This is a genomic window from Labrenzia sp. ATLA3 (assembly GCF_057180185.1).
This window is the reverse complement of sequence record NZ_JBXUKV010000001.1, coordinates 275,546-295,412: the sequence shown is the minus strand read 5'-3', so window position 1 is coordinate 295,412 and position 19,867 is coordinate 275,546. Positions and strand designations below refer to the sequence as shown.

The 19,867-nt window shown below is 56.4% G+C and carries 19 protein-coding genes and 1 pseudogene; 9 read left to right on the top strand and 11 right to left on the bottom strand.

Features of this window, described 5'->3' with window-relative positions:
• Positions 1-260 precede the first annotated feature (260 nt).
• The 3 genes and pseudogenes from AC2A6O_RS01285 to AC2A6O_RS01275 form a co-directional block, all read right to left on the bottom strand.
• Positions 261-719 (bottom strand): BLUF domain-containing protein, encoded by a 459-nt coding sequence (locus AC2A6O_RS01285; protein ID WP_148587165.1) that lies wholly within the window; start codon positions 717-719, stop codon positions 261-263.
• 203 nt (positions 720-922) lie between these two features.
• A pseudogene (locus AC2A6O_RS01280) lies at positions 923-1,343 on the bottom strand (GNAT family N-acetyltransferase); the annotation flags it as partial.
• Between the two features lie 6 nt (positions 1,344-1,349).
• Positions 1,350-2,030 carry an SDR family oxidoreductase gene (locus AC2A6O_RS01275; RefSeq protein ID WP_498925433.1) on the bottom strand — a complete coding sequence of 227 codons (681 nt, stop codon included), beginning with the start codon at positions 2,028-2,030 and terminating at the stop codon, positions 1,350-1,352.
• A gap of 374 nt (positions 2,031-2,404) precedes the next feature.
• Between AC2A6O_RS01275 and AC2A6O_RS01270 the strand changes: the two genes are divergently transcribed.
• Entirely contained in the window at positions 2,405-3,559 is a 1,155-nt protein-coding gene (locus AC2A6O_RS01270; RefSeq protein WP_498925432.1) for an Mrp/NBP35 family ATP-binding protein, read from the top strand.
• Positions 3,560-3,923: 364 nt separating this feature from the next.
• The gene (locus AC2A6O_RS01265) at positions 3,924-5,162 is read left to right on the top strand and encodes a multidrug effflux MFS transporter (protein WP_498925431.1); all 1,239 of its coding nucleotides are present in this window, start codon (positions 3,924-3,926) and stop codon (positions 5,160-5,162) included.
• 62 nt (positions 5,163-5,224) lie between these two features.
• Here the strand turns inward: AC2A6O_RS01265 and moaA are convergent, their stop codons facing one another.
• Positions 5,225-6,214 (bottom strand): GTP 3',8-cyclase MoaA, encoded by a 990-nt coding sequence (moaA, locus tag AC2A6O_RS01260; RefSeq protein ID WP_209001411.1) that lies wholly within the window; start codon positions 6,212-6,214, stop codon positions 5,225-5,227.
• Between the two features lie 394 nt (positions 6,215-6,608).
• On the opposite strand from moaA, the gene AC2A6O_RS01255 reads away from it, so the two are divergent.
• From AC2A6O_RS01255 to AC2A6O_RS01245, 3 genes are all read left to right on the top strand, one after another.
• Positions 6,609-8,045 (top strand): cryptochrome/photolyase family protein, encoded by a 1,437-nt coding sequence (locus AC2A6O_RS01255; protein WP_498925430.1) that lies wholly within the window; start codon positions 6,609-6,611, stop codon positions 8,043-8,045.
• 75 nt (positions 8,046-8,120) lie between these two features.
• Positions 8,121-8,489, top strand: coding sequence for a gamma-butyrobetaine hydroxylase family protein (locus tag AC2A6O_RS01250; RefSeq protein ID WP_498925429.1), 369 nt, complete (start codon positions 8,121-8,123; stop codon positions 8,487-8,489).
• A gap of 187 nt (positions 8,490-8,676) precedes the next feature.
• Positions 8,677-9,387, top strand: a complete 711-nt coding sequence (locus AC2A6O_RS01245) for a DNA helicase (protein ID WP_498925427.1) — start codon at positions 8,677-8,679, stop codon at positions 9,385-9,387.
• A 106-nt stretch (positions 9,388-9,493) separates the two neighbouring features.
• On the opposite strand, the gene AC2A6O_RS01240 is transcribed toward AC2A6O_RS01245, so the two are convergent.
• Positions 9,494-9,964: a nuclear transport factor 2 family protein gene (locus tag AC2A6O_RS01240; RefSeq protein WP_498925426.1), complete on the bottom strand. Its 471-nt coding sequence runs from the start codon at positions 9,962-9,964 to the stop codon at positions 9,494-9,496.
• Positions 9,965-10,357: 393 nt separating this feature from the next.
• Here AC2A6O_RS01240 and AC2A6O_RS01235 point away from each other — a divergent pair, with 393 nt between their 5' ends.
• Positions 10,358-10,927, top strand: coding sequence for a TetR/AcrR family transcriptional regulator (locus AC2A6O_RS01235; RefSeq protein ID WP_148587157.1), 570 nt, complete (start codon positions 10,358-10,360; stop codon positions 10,925-10,927).
• A gap of 134 nt (positions 10,928-11,061) precedes the next feature.
• Here AC2A6O_RS01235 and AC2A6O_RS01230 read toward each other — a convergent pair whose 3' ends face one another.
• From AC2A6O_RS01230 to AC2A6O_RS01205, 6 genes are all read right to left on the bottom strand, one after another.
• Positions 11,062-11,655 (bottom strand): L,D-transpeptidase, encoded by a 594-nt coding sequence (locus tag AC2A6O_RS01230; protein ID WP_148587156.1) that lies wholly within the window; start codon positions 11,653-11,655, stop codon positions 11,062-11,064.
• Between the two features lie 438 nt (positions 11,656-12,093).
• On the bottom strand, positions 12,094-13,731 hold the full coding sequence (locus AC2A6O_RS01225) for a fumarate hydratase (protein WP_498925425.1): 1,638 nt from the start codon (positions 13,729-13,731) through the stop codon (positions 12,094-12,096).
• A gap of 151 nt (positions 13,732-13,882) precedes the next feature.
• A complete protein-coding gene (locus AC2A6O_RS01220; protein WP_148587154.1) occupies positions 13,883-14,440 on the bottom strand; it encodes a YceI family protein in 558 nt (185 codons plus the stop codon).
• Positions 14,441-14,463: 23 nt separating this feature from the next.
• A complete protein-coding gene (locus AC2A6O_RS01215; protein WP_498925424.1) occupies positions 14,464-15,048 on the bottom strand; it encodes a cytochrome b in 585 nt (194 codons plus the stop codon).
• A gap of 52 nt (positions 15,049-15,100) precedes the next feature.
• Positions 15,101-15,685: a YceI family protein gene (locus AC2A6O_RS01210; protein WP_498925423.1), complete on the bottom strand. Its 585-nt coding sequence runs from the start codon at positions 15,683-15,685 to the stop codon at positions 15,101-15,103.
• 134 nt (positions 15,686-15,819) lie between these two features.
• Positions 15,820-16,020, bottom strand: coding sequence for a hypothetical protein (locus AC2A6O_RS01205; RefSeq protein WP_498925422.1), 201 nt, complete (start codon positions 16,018-16,020; stop codon positions 15,820-15,822).
• A gap of 87 nt (positions 16,021-16,107) precedes the next feature.
• Here AC2A6O_RS01205 and AC2A6O_RS01200 point away from each other — a divergent pair, with 87 nt between their 5' ends.
• The 3 genes from AC2A6O_RS01200 to AC2A6O_RS01190 all read left to right on the top strand — a co-directional run bounded on the left by AC2A6O_RS01200 (position 16,108) and on the right by AC2A6O_RS01190 (position 19,803).
• A complete protein-coding gene (locus AC2A6O_RS01200) occupies positions 16,108-16,827 on the top strand; it encodes a glycerophosphodiester phosphodiesterase family protein (protein ID WP_148587151.1) in 720 nt (239 codons plus the stop codon).
• A 451-nt stretch (positions 16,828-17,278) separates the two neighbouring features.
• Positions 17,279-18,304, top strand: coding sequence for a FecR domain-containing protein (locus tag AC2A6O_RS01195; protein ID WP_498925421.1), 1,026 nt, complete (start codon positions 17,279-17,281; stop codon positions 18,302-18,304).
• 392 nt (positions 18,305-18,696) lie between these two features.
• Positions 18,697-19,803, top strand: coding sequence for a FecR domain-containing protein (locus AC2A6O_RS01190; RefSeq protein ID WP_498925907.1), 1,107 nt, complete (start codon positions 18,697-18,699; stop codon positions 19,801-19,803).
• The last annotated feature ends 64 nt before the right edge of the window (positions 19,804-19,867 follow it).

Here is a 19,867-nt window from a genome sequence, read left to right as displayed (position 1 = left end):
AGGTTGGGCCATGAGGGCAATGATCGTGTCGTTCCTGTCAGCTGGAACTTTGGAGGCTTCGCTGATGAAGAAGGCAAAGCCGTCAATGGCGGCAAGCAAGCCGGCTGAAGGCTGGAGCGCCAGCCTGACAAGTGGCGCCTCCAACGGAGCAGGGGCGCGACGTATCAAGACTGTAGGCAAAAGGACCATGGCTCTGCGGCCACGGGCAGTATTTTACGGAACCGGTGATGAGCCGAAGCACTTTGCTGGGCCGGAGCGCCTCAGATCATCAGCATCTCGTTGGTCAGGCGGCCTTCCTGAAGCTCCTGCGCGAAGTGGCCGAACGCCCTGTAGGCTTCTTCCCGCGTTACATCAGCCGGATGGTCAAGCAAGGGGCGCAGCACATCGTGCTCGGAAGCGGCAAGGCCATCGGTCAGATCCCGGAAAAACATCAGCGAATTCGGGAACAACCGGAAATCAGCCGGTTCGTGAATGATGCCCTCGATGGCTTCCAGACGCGGATCGTTCATCACACAATAGACGGTATCAAGCACCGGACCTGTCCGGCCTTCCAGAACCTGAATAATGTGCTGATCGACCAACAGAAGCGCTCCGGTTACACCGGCCTTTCGGTTGATCCGGCGAATGCGCAGCAACGTTTTGTCGATTTCGTCCGGCAGGGCCAGGTGCATCTTGCCCCAGTTGATCTTGCTTCGGTAGCAGGCGCGGTAAAGTTCCATGGCGTATCCATCCTTTTGCCGATGAATCCAGCCTGCGCCTCAATTCCTCACATTTGCTTAAAATTTGAATCAAATAGGAAGAAGATCACACCTTGTTACCGGTGGGTTGCAAAGTCCTCCGCAAATGTGTGCTTGCCGCCTGGTGCACAGAACAAGAAAACTGTGCAAAACAACGTGAGCACTTCTTTGTGTGGAAAAGGAGGTTAGCCCCGTTCTTCAAGCTTGAATTCGAGGCTGGCTTTTACCGCGGGCCACTCCTGGGGAAGAATCGAATAGACCACCGTATCGCGAAGCGCCCCTTTGGGTGAGCGCTGGTGAGACCGCAGTACGCCGTCCAGTTTGGCGCCCAGCCGTGCGATGGCAGCGCGGCTTTGCCGGTGCGTGAAGTGGATTCGAAATTCAACCGCGATGCAGTCCAGCTCCTCAAACGCGTGTGCCAACAGCATGCGCTTGCATTCCGTGTTGAGGCGGGGGGCGCTGGACGGCCTTGCCGGTAGAGGTCAGCACGGCAAAAGGAGGCATTGATCCAGCTTCCTGAAGCGACAACCGTCGGTAAGTTTCAGCTGGAACAGCCTCCGGCTTCGGCACGCGGGTGTGCCAAATCTTCCACAGCTCCCCCTCGGCGGCTCATCAGAACGGGCGCTCTTCACCACTCCATTTGAAGAATTTGCCGGTATCGGCGACGGTGAGGGAACTTGCGATCTTCAGAACTCCCCGCGCAACATCCGCCGGGTCATTGTCGGCCTGCTGACCACCCATATCTGTACGCACCCAGCCCGGATCGATCAGCGCGACGGGAATGCCTTCTGGTTCCAGATCGGTCGCAAGTCCCTGCATCACCTTGTTCACCGCTGCTTTGGAGGCACGGTAGGCGAGGGTGTCCGATTTCCGGTATCCCATCCAGGCCATCTGGCTGGAAATGGTCAGGATCCGGCCAGCCCCTGACTTGCGCAAATGCGGCAGGAAGGCTTGTGAGACTGCCAAAGGCGCAAGGGTGTTGACGGCCAGCGTTTCGGCAAAGCCCTCGAAATCCATGTCCAGAGCGCTTTGACGTTCCGGAGCGATGATGCCTGCATTGTTGATCAGCAGGTCGAGCGGGCTGTCGAGGCTGCTGGCAACAGAACGAACACCGGCATGATCGGTCACATCGAAAACAAGCGGATGAAAACTTTTGCCCAGCCGTTCGGCCGTCGCGTTCGCAGCTTGCTGCGTCCGGACTGAACCATAAACGGTCCAGCCGTTCTCAAGGGCTGCGCGGGCAAGCTCGAAACCGATCCCGCGATTGGCCGCGGTGATGAGGCAGGTTGGCATGACGGGGTCCTGAGGCTTGAAATACTAGGAAGAGAGTTTGCGCAAGGCGGTTCCAAATTACCCAGGCAGTGACCCGGTTCAATGAAAACATTGTCCCCATCGCGGCTGGGTAACAATCTCGGCGTCCAATGGCACTCGGCTTCACCTCCGGTTTGGCAAACACCCAGGGCGACAAACCATTCAGTACTGCGCGGCCATCAACTGTTGAATGGTTGGGCTTGTGTCGGAAAATGACCCCTTCTATGACTCCCCATCAGAGAGCGGAACGCGCCGTGCTTCATTTTGGCAGCTTGCCTGAGTGAGGCGGCGGCCTAGATTTTGCACCGGAAAAATCGGCTACGGGCAGTGGCCGGTGAACGAAACAGGACCGAAGAATGACCGACACCATAAAAAGCGCAGTCATGGAACGATTAAGGCAAATCAAGGGACCGGACCTTGAGGGCGATATTGTTTCATTGGGCCTTGTTTCGGACGTGTTCGTGTCCGATGGCCGTGTTGTCTTCTCCATCACCGTTCCCGCAGAGCGCGCGCAAGAATTAGAGCCTCTGCGTCAGGCTGCCGAAAAGGTGGTCAAGGAAGTTGAAGGGGTGGAAACGGTGATGGTCGCGCTGACAGCCGAACGGGCAGCAGGCAGCACCCGCAACACAGCGCCTCCACCAGCTGCGAAACCCGCTCCGCAGCAGCCTCGGCGCGCGGCTGAGGAACAGGCTCCAGCAAAACCCGGCGTTCCCGGCATCAAGCACATTGTTGCTGTCGCCTCCGGTAAAGGCGGCGTTGGCAAGTCCACGACAACGGCGAACCTTGCTCTTGCAATGGCTGCTCTTGGCAAAAGGGTAGGGGTTCTGGACGCTGATATCTACGGCCCGTCCGTACCGCGGCTTTTCAACGTCTCCGGCCGTCCCGAAGCCTTGTCGGGCAGGATGCTCAAGCCAATGGAAGGTTATGGCATCAAGGTGATGTCCATGGGCTTCATGGTGGAAGAGGATACCCCCATGATCTGGCGCGGGCCAATGGTCATTTCCGCGCTCACCCAGATGCTTCGCGAAGTCGCCTGGGGGGAACTGGACGTTCTGGTGGTCGACATGCCACCGGGCACCGGCGACGCTCAACTGACCATGGCTCAACAGGTGCCTTTGGCCGGCGCGGTGATTGTGTCGACACCGCAGGATCTCGCCCTGATCGATGCCCGCAAGGGGCTCAACATGTTCAAACGTGTCGACGTTCCCGTGCTGGGGATCATCGAGAACATGAGCTTTTTCCTGTGTCCCGACTGCGGCGGCCGCCACGATATATTCGGCCATGGCGGCGCTCGGGCGGAAGCCGATCGGCTGGACGTGCCATTCCTGGGCGAAGTCCCCTTGACCATGAAGATCCGCGAAACCTCGGATGCCGGTACACCTGTTGTTGTTTCCGATCCGGAAGGTGAGGTTGCCGGTATCTACAAGGACATTGCTGGCAAGGTGCTCGCCAGCATCGATCGCGAAAGTGCCGAGCCTGCCCGCGCCGCCCCGAAAATCGTCTTCGACTGAACCGGGAACTTCCCATTCGCCTGCCCAGGAAGACCCGCAGCAGGCCGATAAAACGAAAACAGGCACGGCTTACGCCGAGCCTGTTTTTTTATACCCGTGTCAACGTCGGCAACCACTGCTGAAGATGGTGCGCCAACGCATGAAAAGTTGCCACTTGCGGACACGAACTTTCGCACCCGATACGGATTCGCGGGGGATACAATGCATGAAGCAATTGCTTGAAATTGCTGACTTTTTGCGTCTCCTCGAGGCTATCGACTGTATCAATTGAAGTTTTCACGCCCGGATCACGGAACCAATATACATATTCAAAGTTGAATATTTAGCCCGCAAGGCATGACGATAAAAAGGTTCCTTCCCGGGCATGGTTACAAGCAAATCCCACACTTCCAGCGCCGGTGCGAAACCTTCGCTTGCGGTGCTTATGGCGATTTCATCTGTCAGCCCGCTTGCCATGCAGATCTACCTGCCATCCCTGGCAGGAATGATGCTGGTCTTTTCCGCGACCGCGGGCGAGATTCAGTTATCCATGTCCGCTTTCTTCATTGCGGTTGCCGTATTCCAGCTCTTCTGGGGGCCCCTGTCGGACCAGTTCGGCCGACGGCCGGTCATCATACTCGGCTCGGTGCTTTTCGTTATTGGCACCGTTTTTTGTCTGTTCGCACAAAGTATCGAAGCGCTGATCGCCGCTCGCGTGATTCAGGCTGCGGGCGGCTGCACGGGACTGGTGCTCGGCCGGGCAATCCTCCGCGACCTATATAGTCCCAAGCAAGCGGCCAGCATGATCGGCTATGTCACCATGGGCATGGCGGTGATGCCGACCGTGGGACCGGCAATCGGCGGCTTGCTGGATCATTATTACGGATGGCAGGGAGGCTTCATGCTGCTCCTGGTGTTCGGGGTTGCCACTCTTTGTGCGAGCGTTTTCCTCCTGCCGGAAACCCACACGAACCGCAATCCGGTTGGAGGGCGCCAGATCTTTAAAGCCTATGCAACGTTGTGCCGTGAACCGCTCTACTGGTGCTACACGCTCACCGCTGCTTTCAGTGCGCTCGCCTATTTCGCATACCTTGGGGGCGCACCTTTCATTGCTGCCGATCTTCTGTCCCTGAGCGCCGGCGAAATGGGCTTCTATTTCATGTTCGTTGCACTCGGCTATATCGCCGGCAACTTCATATCCGGCAGGTATTCCGAACGGGTCGGCCTGTTTCCAATGATCCTGTCGGGAACGCTCATCGCGATTGTCTGTGTGGCCGTCATTGCAGGGTTTACCTATTTTGGCGCTCTAAGCGCCCCCAGTCTGTTCCTGCCCATGTTCCTGCTCGGGCTTGGCAATGGCGTTTGCCTGCCAAGCGCCTTGTCTGGCGCGGCAAGCGTTCGGCCGGAACTGACCGGAGCGGCCTCTGGCATGACGGCGTCTTTTCAGGTTTCCATGGGAGCCCTGGCAGGATCAGTCGTTGCCTGGCTGTATGCCAACGGCATACTGGCCGGATCGCCCTGGGGAATGATCCTGGTTATGGGTGTGGGGATCGCCTGCAGCCTGATTGCTGCCCTGAGCATTCGCTACTACACCACGCGCTCCAATCTGGTCGCAGCAGAGTAGCGCCGCTGATCCAACGATCAGCAGCTACGTCGGCTGTTTGCTTTGAAAAAGCTCCGGCGGCTTTACCCGCCGGTGACGCTCATATGCCGGGAAACGGCGGGCTGATTGCGGTTCCGGTCGATCACGAAATCATGCCCCTTGGGCTTGCGGCCAATGGCTTCGTCTATTGCCGCATTCAAGAGGTCGTTGCCTTCCGAGGCACGCAGCGGCGCGCGCAGGTCCGACATGTCCTCCTGACCAAGACACATGTAAAGCTGGCCTGTACAGGTGACGCGCACTCGATTGCAGCTCTCGCAGAAGTTATGTGTCATCGGCGTGATGAAACCAAGACGCCCACCGGTTTCCTCAATCGTCACATACCGCGCAGGACCCCCGGTCTTGTACGGAATGTCTGTCAGCGTGAATTCGTCAGCGAGCCGTGCCCGCACCGTTGACAGCGGCAGATATTGGTCGGTGCGATCACCGTCGATCTCGCCAAGAGGCATCGTCTCAATCAGGGTGAGGTCATGGCCGTGCTCGTGACACCACTTCAACATGGTCACGATCTCGTGCTCGTTGACATCCTTGAGCGCGACCATGTTGATCTTGATCTGCAGACCTGCGGCAGTCGCCGCGCGGATCCCGTCCATCACTTTGCCAAGATCGCCCCAACGTGTAACGGCCTTGAATTTCTGCGGATCGAGCGTATCGATCGACACATTTATCCGGCGTACACCGCAATCGTAGAGCTCCTGCGCATAGCGGGAGAGCTGTGAGCCGTTTGTGGTCAGGGTCAGTTCTTCAAGAGCGCCGCTGTCCAGATGCCGACCAAGGCTGCGGATCAAGCCCATGATATTCTTGCGCACCAGAGGCTCTCCGCCGGTAAGGCGTAGCTTCCGGACACCTTTTTCAATGAAGGCCGTGCACAGGCGGTCGAGCTCTTCCAGGCTCAGCACTTCTCGTTTCGGCAGAAAGGTCATGTCTTCCGCCATGCAATAGACACAGCGAAAGTCGCAACGATCGGTTACGGAGACACGAAGATAGGTGACGGCACGACCGAAGGGATCGATCATCGGAGCTTGCGCGTCCACCTGTCCGATTGCCGCTTGTGCCGGGACCACAATCTTGCCGTCTGTCACGTTTCGCTCTCCCTAGATTTTTCTTATCCAGATCATATGGCGTCGATGCGGACAAGATCAATCGAAACCGGACTGCAGATATCCAGTTTACGGTGTCAGGTAAACTTGTCGGTGTACAGTTGTCAATTCACGAGCAGAAACGCCGCATTACGACTCTGCCTCAAAACGCGAAGCGCCGGAGCTGCTTGGGCGGATGAATGGATGCGCACCGTCTGACGAACGCTGCCGAGACTGTGTCTTGAAAACATAGGAACCAACAAAACCCTTACATCGTTGATCCGTTGGCGCTTTGCGGCGTATCTGACCAGTGGAAAGCGGTAGGAGCAGCATGACAACACTCGTTTGGTTTCGGCAGGATTTGCGCATCAAGGACAATCCAGCTTTGTATGAAGCGGCGCGCAACGGGCAGGTTATTCCGGTTTTTATTCTGGAGCCTGCGGAGCAGACCGGCGAAACACACCCGTTAGGCGGTGCCAGCCGCTGGTGGCTGCATCACAGTCTGAAAGCCTTGAAAGAGGATCTGCCAGGACTGGTCTTGCTCAAGGGCAGTGCAAGACATCTGATTCCCGAGGTTGCGAAGGAAGCTGGCGTTGAGGCCGTCTTCTGGAACAGATGCTACGAGCCGCACGCGATCGAGCGAGACACCGATCTGAAATCGTCGCTGAAAGACGACGGATACGAGGTCAAGAGTTTCAAGGCCTCACTCTTGTACGAACCTTGGGAAATCGAGACGCAGTCCGGTGGCCCCTACAAGGTCTATTCGCCCTTCTGGAAAGCTGCGCGGCAGATCGAGATTGATGATGACTTGCCGGCTCCGGAGAAACTGGAAATTGCCGATTATGACGGCGGTGAGGGCCTGGAGAGCTTTGGCCTTCTACCGAAGAAGCCGAATTGGGCAAAGGGCTGGGAAGACCTTTGGACTCCGGGCGAAAGAGGTGCTTTGGAACGGCTCGCCAGTTTTTTACAGGAAGGCTTGAAGAGCTACGGCAAACTCCGTAACCGCCCGGACCTGCCCAATGTCTCTCGCCTGTCTCCACATCTCCATTTCGGAGAAATCTCGCCACGCCAGATCTGGCATGAAACCCAGGAGGTCATGGACAAGAAGTCGTCGCTCGGTGACGACGGAATGAAATTCCTGTCCGAGATCGCCTGGCGGGAATTTTCTCATAACCTGCTGTACCACTTCCCGAAGCTGCCATCCGAAAACTGGCGCTCCACCTTTGATGAATATCCCTGGAAGGAGCCGGATGGAGAGCTGGAGAAATGGCAGCAAGGTCAAACAGGCTATCCGATTGTTGACGCAGGCATGCGCGAACTTTGGCAAACGGGTTACATGCACAACCGCGTGCGCATGATCGCAGCAAGCTTTCTGATCAAGCATCTGCGTTTGCACTGGCGTCATGGTGAGGCCTGGTTCCGGGACACCCTGGTGGACGCGGACCTGGCGAACAATTCCGCTGGCTGGCAATGGGTCGCGGGGTCCGGTGCGGATGCGGCTCCCTATTTCCGCGTGTTCAATCCGATCACACAAGGCGAAAAGTTTGATCCAGGCGGTGACTATATCCGCAAGTGGGTGCCCGAATTGCGTGACTTGGAAACGCAATATCTCTTTGCGCCGTTCGATGCGCCTGCCGAAGCCTTGGAAAAAGCCGGGATCGATCTTGGCGAAACCTATCCGAAGCCCCTGGTTGACCATGCGAAGGCCCGCGAGGCCGCGCTGGAGGGCTACGAAGCCGTGAAGAAGGCGGGACAAGACGACGCTTGACGATATCGGTTCTGCCGGTATCGTCCGCGCGCAATTCCCGGTGCTGTTGGCCGGGTGGAATCAGAGGATCCGGATATGACCGACCCGACCGCGCCATGGCCGACGGAGCTGCGCGTATCGAAAGACAGAAAAAGCCTGACCGTTGCCTTCAACACGGGTGAACAGCACGAACTGTCTGCCGAATATCTGCGGGTGTGCTCGCCTTCGGCGGAAGTGAAAGGGCACAATCCATCCCAGAAACAAACGGTTCCCGGCAAGCGCAATGTCGAGATCATGAAGATTGAGCCTGTCGGCAATTACGCTGTCCGTATTCATTTCGATGACATGCATAACTCCGGGATTTTCACCTGGACGTATTTCATCGACCTGGGCAGGGACCCTGAAGCCCATTGGGGTGTCTATCTGAAGGAACTGGCAGACAAGGGCCTGAGCCGCGATCGTTGATGGGAGGTATCGCGCGCTGGCTGGTGTCTGAGCGAATCTGCTAGAAAGAAGGCGGCTCGACCCACGCCATCCCCCTCCAACTGGAGCAGCAGCCGAACTGCAGGGTCAATTCATGTTGGCAACCAGGTAATCGTGCGTTCGCATATGGAGGGACTGCGGCTGTTGCACGCGATCTGGAGGTCGCAATATGAAACTCTCCGCACCCGTTTTCCGTCTGAAGCGTGAAGCCCGGGCTCTCGCCCGTAGCAAGACCATCGCGTTGAACCGGGCACTGGACGCAATTGCTGTTCGCGAAGGCTACAGAAGCTGGAGCCATCTCGTATCAGCAACTCGTAACCAGGGCCCTTCGATCAGACTTCTGTCAGCGTTTGAGCCAGGCGATATGGTGATCCTCGGAGCACGGCCCGGTCACGGCAAGACGGTTCTGGGGCTCGAACTGCTTGCTGAAGCGGCAAAGGGCGGACGGTCTTCCGTCTTCTTTTCATCCGAATGTTCTCATCGGGATGTCCGCGCGAAGCTTTCCGACTGCGGATACGCCGATCCTGGAAAGTTGGAAAAGTTGAGCATTGTGCTCTCCGACAGCATTTGTGCCGGAACAATTCAAGAAACGCTGGCAGATCCGGTGCCGGGCACGATAGCCGTAATCGACTATCTTCAGGTCATGGATCAGCACCGCTCGCAACCGCCGCTCGGTGATCAGATCGAAGACATGAGACAATTTGCAAAAAAGCGGCGTGCGACGCTTGTCTTCCTCTCGCAGGTTCATCGAAGCTTTGATCCCCAGAGCAAAGCGCTGCCGGGGTTCGCCGACATCAGGACCACAAACCCAATCGATCTTGCACATTTCGACAAGGGGTGTTTCCTGCATGACGGCAAGATAATCCTGTCTGCGCATTGAGCAAGAAAACCTGACAGGAAGGTTGTTGACCGGTGTCCGGCAGAGGGCCGGTCACCGGTTTCCAGACAGCCTCAGAGGTGGCAGTCGTTGCAAGACCTTTGGCTGATCAAAGCCCGAGTTCGCTGAGCCCTGGATGATCTGCCGGGCGCGGTCCCAGAGGCCAATGCATCTTCCGCTCATTTTCTGATATGGCGAGATCGTTGATGCTTGCAAAGCGGCGATGCATCAGGCCATTCGGTACAAATTCCCAATTCTCGTTGCCATAGGAACGGTACCATTGTCCTGTCGCATCGTGCCACTCATAGGCAAATCGGACAGCAATTCGGTTGCCCGCAAAGGTCCAGAGTTCCTTGATCAAACGGTACTCGTGTTCCCGCTGCCACTTGTTAGTCAGAAATTCCACCACTTGCTGGCGACCGACCGGAAAATCTGACCGGTTCCGCCAGATTGTATCCGGCGTGTAGGCAAGCGAGACCTTTTCCGGGTTTCTGCTGTTCCAGCCGTCTTCGGCGGCGCGCACCTTCTGGCGGGCCGTTTCAAGCGTAAATGGAGGCAGGGGCGGGCGCTGTTCTGTCATCGGGTAAGCTCCAGGGCATAGATTTGAGGAGATGAGGACAGTCCCGCGTGAAGGCGTGCATCCAACGGCTGTGGAGCAGGACGCAGGGCGGAAACGATCAGCAGCGCCCCGGCGACGAATGCACCAAAGAGATAAAAACCACGTGGATATGCAGGTCTTGGTGTGAACATGGGTCTGCCTCACAATTTTAAACAGAATTAGGTGTACCGATCTGTTCAGTTACAATTCGATATATGTACCGATCTGTTCATATTCGCAAGGCTGGAAGCGAGAATTTGAGATCATATATTTGTGAGAACTGCGCGTGGGTAGCAGTAAGGCGCGTGTTTCCGTGCATACCTTGACTGGAGGACGATGAATGCCTATTTACTGATCAGTACAGAAAGGGAATTCATGCGACCTAGCAAACGCGATGAACTGGTGCGAAAGTCGCTGGCTGTCTTTTACAGGGACGGTTTCCACGCGACCGGAATGGACACGCTTGTTGTCGAAACGGGCATATCCAAGACCACGATGTTCAAGCATTTCAGAACCAAGGAAGATCTGATCCTTGCGGTGTTGAGATACCGGGACGAAACCTTCCGGAACTGGTTTTTGCGCAGTCTTGACGAACGCGATCTTCCCCCAAGGCAAAAACTGTTGGCGATATTCGATGTTCTCAGGGAGTGGTTTGAGGAATCCGGTTTCAGGGGATGCATGTTCATCAAGGCATCTTCGGAATTTCAGGACCCCGCCCATCCGGCTCATACCCAGTCGACTGAGCACAAACGATTGCTTTTGTCGGCGTTCAAGAGCCTTGCGGAAAAAGCGGGGGCTGCCCGGCCGGAGCTGCTGGCGCGGCAACTTCTTTTGCTCAAGGAAGGGGCGATCGTCGCAGCACAAATGGGTTTCGATCCAGACCCTGCAGGCGCGGCCAGGGAGGCAGCATCGGCTTTGATCGAGGCTCATATTCCGGACACCTGAACGGCGGCCAAGTACTGGCGAGCCGAGCAGACGGCGAAGCGCTGGCGATGGTCCGATAAGTAAGGTACCCGGCACTTAAAATGAAAAAGCCGGGAGTGACCCGGCTTTTCGTTGTCGCAACCGTTGCAGCGGGATTAGCGCTTGACGATAACTTTCGACCCAACCTTGACGTGGTTGTAAAGGTGGATCACGTCTTCGTTTGCAAGACGGATGCAGCCGGATGAAACGGCAGAACCAATGGTCCACGGCTCGGTCGTGCCGTGAATACGGTACAGGGTAGAGCCGATATACATGGCGCGTGCACCCATCGGGTTGTTCGGACCGCCCGGCATGTAAGCCGGCAGGATGCGGCCCTTTGCACGTTCGCGAGCACGCATCTGCGAGGGCGGAGTCCAGCTCGGCCATTCTGCCTTGCGGGTGATACGGTGCGTACCGGCCCACTGGAAGCCTTCCTTGCCGACGCCAACACCGTATTTCATTGCCTTGCCGCCAGGCAGGACATGATACAGGCGACGCTCGGACGTATCGATGATGATCGTGCCCGCAGGGTAGGGGCCATCGTATCTCACACGCTTGCGCTTGACCGGAGACGGTCCGCCCGGGTGGTATTTCGGTGTGACCCAGGTGTTCGTGCTATGATCAAAATAGCCATATCGCGGCGCTGCCTGGGCTGTCAGCGCGAATGCGCCCGCCAGAACTGCAACCATTACAAAAAGTAGTTTCTTCATTCCGATCCCCCATCAGCATCGGGCCCATGCCTCAAAGATGCGATTCTCAATCAAATTGACGTTACGAAAATGTCGTTGCCTCACTCTTAATAAGTATGTCGCAAAACGAAGATTGGGAAAATCTCACGTTGATGTGACCGGGTCTCATGTCCCGCCTGTGTGCCGAAATTGCAACGAATTTTTCGTGAAAAACGCGTCGGTTGCGGGGGTGCTCGCCGAGATTGCAGGATTTCCCGATCCCTGGCAAAAGTCGCCGGCCATTTTTGATGGAATTTTGAATATACCGCGTTCAGGTTCGAATCGAATTTATGCGGATTGCAGTGAATCAACGTGCGGTTCCCGGGGACTGAGCGCTGTCTGCAACTGAAGGCCGAAGAATAGACAAAAAAGAACCCGCGGCAGGGCCGCGGGTCGTGTTTTATCGACAAAAGCAGGTGCTCAGCTGAGGTTCAATTCCTTGAAGAAGTCGTTGCCCTTGTCATCGATGACGATGAAGGCCGGGAAATCCTCGACTTCGATCCGCCAAACGGCCTCCATGCCGAGTTCCTCGAATTCGACGACTTCCACCTTCTTGATGCAATCCTGCGCCAGGCGGGCAGCCGGGCCGCCGATGGAGCCGAGATAGAAGCCGCCATGGGCCTGACAGGCACGGCGGACCTGTGCGGACCGGTTGCCTTTGGCCAGCATGACCATGGAACCGCCGGCCGCCTGAAACTGATCGACATAGGCATCCATGCGTCCGGCTGTCGTCGGGCCGAAAGATCCCGACGGCATACCCTCAGGCGTCTTGGCAGGCCCCGCGTAATAGATCGGGTGGTTCTTGAAATAGTCCGGCAGCGGCTCGCCGCTTTCCAACCGGTCACGCAGCTTGGAGTGGGCAAGGTCGCGCGCAACGATCAACGGACCGGTGAGGGACAGGCGGGTCTTGATCGGGTGCTTGGAAAGTTCACCCAGGATCTCGGACATCGGTCGGGTGAGGTCGATCTTGACCACACTGTCGGACAGATGCTCGTCTGTCACCTCGGGCAGATATTTTTCCGGGTGCATCTCGAGTTGTTCCAGGAAGATCCCGTCTTTGGTGATCTTGCCGACTGCCTGCCGGTCTGCGGAGCAGGAAACCGCAAGGCCGATGGGCAGCGAGGCACCGTGACGTGGCAGACGGATGACGCGTACATCGTGGCAGAAATATTTGCCGCCGAACTGTGCGCCGACTCCCGTCGCCTGGGTCAGCTTGTGGATTTCCTCTTCCAGTTCAAGATCGCGGAAGGCATGTCCCAGTTCCGAGCCTTGTGTCGGCAGTCCGTCGAGATAGCGTGCGGAAGCCAGCTTTGCCGTCTTCAGATTCATTTCCGCAGATGTGCCGCCGATGACGATGGCAAGGTGATAGGGCGGACAGGCCGCGGTGCCGAGTGTGAGGATCTTTTCCTTCAGGAATTCCACCAGCCGATCATGGGTCAGCAGCGAGGGCGTGCCCTGGAACAGGAACGTCTTGTTGGCCGAGCCGCCGCCCTTGGCCATGAACAGGAACTTGTAGGCATCTTCGCCTTCGGCATAGAGCTCTATCTGCGCCGGCATGTTGTTGCTGGTGTTCTTTTCCTCAAACATGGAAAGCGGAGCAAGCTGGGAATACCGCAGGTTCTTCTTGAAGTAGGCATCGCGAGAGCCTTCGCCGAGGGCAGCTTCGTCAGAACCGTCGGTCCACACCCTGCGGCCTTTCTTGCCCATGATGATCGCGGTGCCCGTGTCCTGGCACATCGGCAGAACGCCATGAGAGGCGATATTCGCGTTCTTCAGGAGATCGAAGGCGACGAACTTGTCGTTTTCCGTCGCTTCCGGGTCCTCCAGGATCTTTTTCAGTTGCTCCAGGTGACCGGGGCGCAGGTAATGGTTGATGTCCTTGAACGCTTCTTCGGCAAGCAAACGGAGGCCTTCAGCCTCTACCACCAGCACCTCTTCGCCGTTGAACTCGGCCGTCTTGACGTGGTCTGACGTTAGTTTGCGGTAAGGCGTTTTATCTTCTCCCTGCGGAAAAAGAGCACTGTGCTGGTAGGTGGGAGGTGTGAGCGGAGCGTTCATAGGAGGCTTTCCTGATCTGGCTGCTTCCACTTGCGTCCGGAAGCGCTGGAACGTTGAGTGCTGTTCTCATACGGCAAAAAGGCTGCGGACGCCAAGTGCCGCAGCCTGATCAAATGGTCGGAACTGAAAGTCTTGATTGTCCGGCTGGATCTCAGCGGATCGCGGTGAGGTCCAGGGTCACGGTCACGATGTCTCCGACAGTGTCCTTGCCGACGCCGCTGCCAAGCTGATAGTCAAGCCTGTTGACAATCGCCGTGCCCTTGGCTGTTGCGGTGTCGCCTTCAATGTCCAGCGTGAAGTCCATTTCGACAGGCTGGGATATCCCCTTTATGGAAAGCGTACCTTCAGCCCGGTAGCTGTTGCCTTCGACCAGCTTGACAGTGTCTGACTTGAATTCGGCAGTCGGGAAGTCTTCCGTGTCGAACCAGTCCTTGCCAGGCAGGGTGCCGTCGAACTGGGCGTTGCCGGTCGTTGCGCTCGTCGGTTTGATTTCGGCACTGATTTTAGCGGTTTCCGGAGCTGCCGGATCAAAATCAATGTCAGCTTCCCAGGAAGCGAACACACCCGTCAGCGTGCCGCCACCCTGTTTGACTTCGAAACCGAGCTTGCTCTGGTCCGGATCGACTTTCCAGGTGTCTGCGAAGGCCGGTACGGTAAAGGTCGTCGCCGACAGAACAGCAACGGCGTAGGAAAAATGCTTCAATGTCATCTTCGGATTTCCAGTTCGTTTTGTCAGCTCTCGGCTTTGGCCGGAGCCGTCGAAATCATGCGTTTCAGCGTGGCGTCGCGTGCAATGAAGTGGTGTTTCAGCGCTGCAGCCACGTGAACCACGATCAGCGCGATCAAAAGGTAGGCGCCGTATTCATGCAGCAGTTTGAAGAAGCTTTCAGCTTGCTCTTGCGAGCCGAGTGCACCCGGCACAGGAAGATGCGGCACAGGCAAGACATTGAACAGGACGGTTGGGATGCCCCAGGGCGACGCAGACACCATGAACCAGCCGGTCAGGGGCATCGCAAACAGAAGCGCGTAGAGCCCGACATGACCCAGATGCGCCCCAGCCTTTTCCAGCGGGTGCATGTTTTCGGGCAACTTCGGTGACGGGTTGAGAAGGCGCCAGACAAGACGGAACACGGCAAGGGCCAGTACGACAAAGCCAATGGACTTGTGCAACTGGTAAAGTTCAAACGTCGCCTGCTCGGTCTGGGGCAACTGCTGCATATAAAGGCCGAGGCCCAGCATGCCGATGATCAAAAGGGCCATCGTCCAGTGGAAAGCAATCGCGATCCTTCCATAACCGGTTGAGGTGTTGCGCAGCATGGCAGCTCCTGGAAAGCGGAGGCCGGTCGGGCCGGCCCCCGTCGGTGTTTTATCAGTTGGTCGCGTCAGCCTTGAGCGCTTCGGAATAGAAGGTAACGGTGACCTCGTCCCCTACATAGGGAACATACATGTCCATTCCATAGTCAGAGCGCTTCACCACTGTGGATACGGCAAAACCAGCAGCTTCTTTCTTGGCCATCGGGTGTTCGCCAAATGCGGTCACGTCAACGGTCAGGGTCACCGGCTTGGTGATGTCCTTGATGGTCAGGTCGCCCGTGACTTCCAGCTGGTTTTCACCGGTCCGTTCGACTTTGGTGCTTTTGAAGGTCGCTTTTGGAAAATTTTCCGCGTCAAAGAAATCCGCACTCAGGAAGTGTTGGTCGCGCTCTGCCCAGAAGGTATCGAGGCTGCCGACATCGATCGTGAATTCGATGGAAGAGTTCTCAGGCTTGTCCTTGTCGATCAGCAGCGTGCCTTCCCACTCGCCGAACCGGCCTTCGGTCGTGGAGTAGCCGAGGTGGTTATAAGAGAACGACAGGTTGGTATGGGACTTGTCGAAGTCGTAGGCAACAGGCTCGGCGAGGGCCGTGCCCGCGACGAGGGAAAGGGCAAGCGCAGAAGCTGCGAGACGGATCATGATCAAACCTCATAGTGTTTTCAGGGGCGTTCGCTCATGAACGCTGAAATTGGAACATAGGTTTAAAATTGTGCGGTGCAACTTGACTGACTGTTCGAAAATACTGAACAAAAATTCAGTTGATTTCTTCGCTGTTAACTTTCCAGCACCTCGGAAAACTTCAATTGAAGAGGCTTGGCTTCGGCCGCCCTGCCGTATCTCGACAGAATCGGGATAAGATGCAAAGCGTCAGGTGAAAGGAAATTTTCGTGCAAGTAAGGGTTGTTTTTGCCGATAAGCGCATGAAATCGTGATGGAAGTTGAACTGTCATCATTTCATCAAGAATTTCAGGCACCTATCACATCAACTTCCCTCTTAATATCGGGGCCGGCCAGTCCCACTCAAGCTCTCGACCCCGGTCTTGAGACACAGGAGATCAAACGTGAAACAAGCCGTCGTTGTGTGTCACCGCGGAGCCAGCCTTCAGGCGCCGGAAAACACCATCGCCTCTCTGGAAGGAGCCATCGCCCTTGGCGCCGAGGTTGTCGAGTTCGACGTGCGACCGTCCAAGGATGGCGTGCTTTATGTGATGCACGATGCAACCGTAGACCGGACCACGGATGGCACAGGACGCATTTCGGATATGACCTCGGATGAGGTCGACCGTCTTGACGCCGGTTCCTGGTTCGACGAGGCGTTCGTGGGAGAGCGTGTTCCGAGACTGGATGTGTTTCTCGATGCCTGCAAGGGCCGCATCAACACCTATGTCGAAATCAAGGAAGGCGATCCCGCGGAAATCCGCGATATGCTGGCCGCCCGCGGTATGCTGGCCGATGCATGGACATTCTCATTCGACCAGGCAATCCGCGCCGAAGCGCGTGCGAAGGTACCTGACCTGAGGCGGATGGTTCTATATGCACATGTCGGATCTGTCGAACGCGCCGTTGCGCTTGGTGCGCACATTCTGGAATTTCATGAAGACGATCTAGAAGAAGACTTGATCAACGAGGCAAGGCAGGCCGGTTTGATTACGCAGATGTTCTATGCCGGTTCTGACCGGGGTGTATTCGAAAAAGCCGTTCGTTGCGGCATCGAGCAGATGAACATCGATCAGGTGGAAATCTTCAGAACGGTTGAAAGAGACTTGCTGACGCCCGTCTGACACCGAAACACAATGTGATTTGTGCGAATATGGCCGTCTCAGAGTGCTGTGGCCCGAATTTTTCGGGAATTAGGCCACCGGTACGGGGATCTGATTGCAAAAAAAATCTGATTACAGAACACAGTTTTGACGGTGGTGCGCAGGTATCTGCGATTGCGAAACCTAGCCAGAATCCCAAAAACACAATCTTAAATAGTTTTAAAGCTAAAATTTTATCGAATGTGTGAAAATGTTGAAAACGTTAGAAGATAGAGAAAACTTTACTAAGAGTAAGAAATAAAAAAGTTCCTCAGCATAATTCAAGTCTTGTTAACGGGCCCAGAATAGCGTTCCGGAGTTAGAAAGCCGGACCAAAAAGGGGCCACTTATGTTTAGCGGGAAGATTGTCAGCGGATCAAGTAGATCAGGTCGCTCTACGGCAATTTCTGATCGCGCTGGACGTTTCTGGGAGATGAAAGTCCGCTTGGCGGCCTCGTTTCTGCTCGCAGCCCTCGCAATCTTCTGGTTCTCGCAACAGGCATTTTCCCAAGATGCGGAAACAAGTGGCGCCCCGTGGCACTGGTCCGTGGAACGAGTCAGCGGGCGTGTGATGGTTGAAACACGATCTGGCGAAACCTTTGCCATCAAGCGCGGAATGACAGTCCGAAAAGGGTGGAAGTTAAAGACCGGGGGCGGACGTGTTGTGGTCAGCCGCGGCAAGGAAACATTCGTCGTTTCACCGCATTCTGTCGTAACGCTCGAGCCCAAGGGCGTGTTGATCAAACGCATGGTCGTCTATCAGGACCGCGGTCGGGTTGATGTTGACGTACAGCGCCGGTGGTACAGGCATTTCAAAGTGGAAACGCCGTTTCTGGCAGCTGTTGTCAAGGGAACACGCTTCACAGTCCAGGTGGGAAACAGGACGGCATCGGTCAAGGTTGGCCGGGGTGTCGTTGGCGTTCACGACTTTGCGTCAGGGGACCGCGCCAACGTTGGGGCGGGACAAGCAGCTGCCACCAACCCTTCGCGCCGCGTCGGATTGTCCGTCAGCGGCAAAACCAGACCTGAGGTGCAGTCCGGGCCCAAGCGGGCACCGGCATTTGAAACGCGTGTTGTGAAGAACGTGCCGGCATCGAAGGCGCAGGCGAGAGCCGCCAACGGTTTCAACCGCGGCAACGCCGTAAGTAACCGCTCAGGCAACAATGGTAACTCGGGCGGGAACGGTAACTCTGGAGATAACAGTAACTCCGGAGGTAATGGCAACTCCGGCGGTAACGGCAACTCCGGCGGTAACGGAAACTCGGGCGGTAACGGAAACTCGGGCGGTAACGGAAACTCCGGTAACGGAAACTCCGGTAACGGCAATTCTGGCGGGAACGGAAACGGCAACGGTCATTCCGGCAACAATGGCAACTCCGGCGGAAACTCCGGAAACGGAAACAACAACGCCGGCGGCAATGGCAACGGCAACGCAGGCGGAAACGGCAAGGGACGGTAACAGACCTCGCCCCTGAACTTGTCCAGCTCCATGCAAGCGTTTGGAGCACTTGTTCGATACGGCTTTGGGCCGAGAAAGCAAGTAGCCCGGCAGGAGTTGTTCAAGATGTGGAGCGGACTGTGTAGCTCCATGAATTCCTAAATAATACTTAGTAATTTTCTTCACTAATGTGTTGTTTTGTCCTGATTAATAACGAGCATAGGTAATATTGCGGGCTCAAATTTACGTCGGGTTAAGTGCTCAAATGCTACACAATTTATGTGGTGTTTGAAAATTGATCGCGGTTTTGCCGCTTGGTTTTAAAAGTCACTCGCAGTGTGTTGAAGAGTACGATGAGAAAAGTCGCTATGTATTCGCTAAAACGAAAAGCAGTTTCATTTGTGTGCACGCTCTTGCTTGCGGCTCTGGTCCTGCATCCTGCTTCCGCGAATGCGTCAGACTGGGTCGTGAAACGTGTGTCAGGCATCGTTTATTTTGTCGCACCTGGGGTGGAGGCCTTCCGCGTTAAACGGGGTATGGTGTTCAAAAAAGGCTACACCATCGGAACGCGCGCAGGTGCCCGTGCCCTGATAGCGCGAGGCGCTGAGACCATCGCAGTCGGACCAAACACCACCTTCGCCATGTCAAACTTTCGCAGCAACGGGGTAAAAACCACTTTGCTGCAGAGAAAGGGAACAATCGAAGTCGACGTTCAAAAGCGGCAACGGCCACATTTCACAGTGGAAACCCCGTTCTTCGCCGCGGTTGTAAAAGGCACGCGATTTGAAGTGCGGGTACAGGCAAAACAGGCCCGCGTTTCCGTCGATCGCGGCGTGGTCGCGGTGGAAGATTTCGCCTCCGGCGACCAGGTGGATCTGACAGCAGGACAAACAGCAGCCAGCGCCCCCTCCAGCCGGGTTGGCCTTTCTGTCGGCGGTCGTACCAAGCCATCTGTGAAACCGGGCGCAAAGCGTGCTCCAGCCTTCGAAACGCCTGCGGTCAAGAATGTGCCCTCAAATGCAGCGGCCGCAAAATCCGCCAATGCCAACAGGAAAGCAAACAATTCTGCCAACGGGATTGGCAGAAGAAACTTCGGCGCTAATGGCAATGGAAACGCCGGCGGTAACGGCAACTCCGGTGGCAATGGTAAAGGTAATTCCGGTGGCAACGGGAACGGCAATTCCGGGGGGAATGGCAACGGGAACTCCGGTGGTAACGGCAACGGCAATTCCGGCGGGAATGGCAACGGCAACTCCGGCGGGAATGGCAACGGGAACTCCGGCGGGAATGGCAACGGGAACTCCGGTGGCAACGGCAACGGCAATTCCGGCGGGAATGGCAACGGCAATTCCGGTGGCAACGGTAACGGCAATTCCGGTGGCGGTAACAACAACGCCGGCGGTAACGGAAACGGCAACTCGGGTGGCAATGGGAACGGCAACTCGGGAAGCGGCAACAACAATGCCGGTGGAAACGGCAAGGGAAATTCCGGTAACGGAAACGGAAAAAACAGGAATTGAAGATATTCAGTACGCCTCAAGACAGCGCAGTGCTGTTGTCAGCTGATTGCGTGCTGAATGAGAA

What these genes read in the sequence shown, in the direction of transcription:
- AC2A6O_RS01270 (WP_498925432.1), top strand. Translation starts at nt 2,405, where the DNA reads ATGACCGACACCATAAAAAGCGCAGTCATGGAACGATTAAGGCAAATC.
- AC2A6O_RS01255 (WP_498925430.1), top strand. Translation starts at nt 6,609, where the DNA reads ATGACAACACTCGTTTGGTTTCGGCAGGATTTGCGCATCAAGGACAAT.
- AC2A6O_RS01230 (WP_148587156.1), bottom strand. Translation starts at nt 11,655, where the DNA reads ATGAAGAAACTACTTTTTGTAATGGTTGCAGTTCTGGCGGGCGCATTC.
- AC2A6O_RS01215 (WP_498925424.1), bottom strand. Translation starts at nt 15,048, where the DNA reads ATGCTGCGCAACACCTCAACCGGTTATGGAAGGATCGCGATTGCTTTC.
- AC2A6O_RS01235 (WP_148587157.1), top strand. Translation starts at nt 10,358, where the DNA reads ATGCGACCTAGCAAACGCGATGAACTGGTGCGAAAGTCGCTGGCTGTC.
- moaA (WP_209001411.1), bottom strand. Translation starts at nt 6,214, where the DNA reads ATGATCGATCCCTTCGGTCGTGCCGTCACCTATCTTCGTGTCTCCGTA.
- AC2A6O_RS01265 (WP_498925431.1), top strand. Translation starts at nt 3,924, where the DNA reads ATGGTTACAAGCAAATCCCACACTTCCAGCGCCGGTGCGAAACCTTCG.
- AC2A6O_RS01285 (WP_148587165.1), bottom strand. Translation starts at nt 719, where the DNA reads ATGGAACTTTACCGCGCCTGCTACCGAAGCAAGATCAACTGGGGCAAG.
- AC2A6O_RS01210 (WP_498925423.1), bottom strand. Translation starts at nt 15,685, where the DNA reads ATGATCCGTCTCGCAGCTTCTGCGCTTGCCCTTTCCCTCGTCGCGGGC.
- AC2A6O_RS01245 (WP_498925427.1), top strand. Translation starts at nt 8,677, where the DNA reads ATGAAACTCTCCGCACCCGTTTTCCGTCTGAAGCGTGAAGCCCGGGCT.
- AC2A6O_RS01225 (WP_498925425.1), bottom strand. Translation starts at nt 13,731, where the DNA reads ATGAACGCTCCGCTCACACCTCCCACCTACCAGCACAGTGCTCTTTTT.
- AC2A6O_RS01240 (WP_498925426.1), bottom strand. Translation starts at nt 9,964, where the DNA reads ATGACAGAACAGCGCCCGCCCCTGCCTCCATTTACGCTTGAAACGGCC.
- AC2A6O_RS01275 (WP_498925433.1), bottom strand. Translation starts at nt 2,030, where the DNA reads ATGCCAACCTGCCTCATCACCGCGGCCAATCGCGGGATCGGTTTCGAG.
- AC2A6O_RS01220 (WP_148587154.1), bottom strand. Translation starts at nt 14,440, where the DNA reads ATGACATTGAAGCATTTTTCCTACGCCGTTGCTGTTCTGTCGGCGACG.
- AC2A6O_RS01250 (WP_498925429.1), top strand. Translation starts at nt 8,121, where the DNA reads ATGACCGACCCGACCGCGCCATGGCCGACGGAGCTGCGCGTATCGAAA.
- AC2A6O_RS01195 (WP_498925421.1), top strand. Translation starts at nt 17,279, where the DNA reads ATGAAAGTCCGCTTGGCGGCCTCGTTTCTGCTCGCAGCCCTCGCAATC.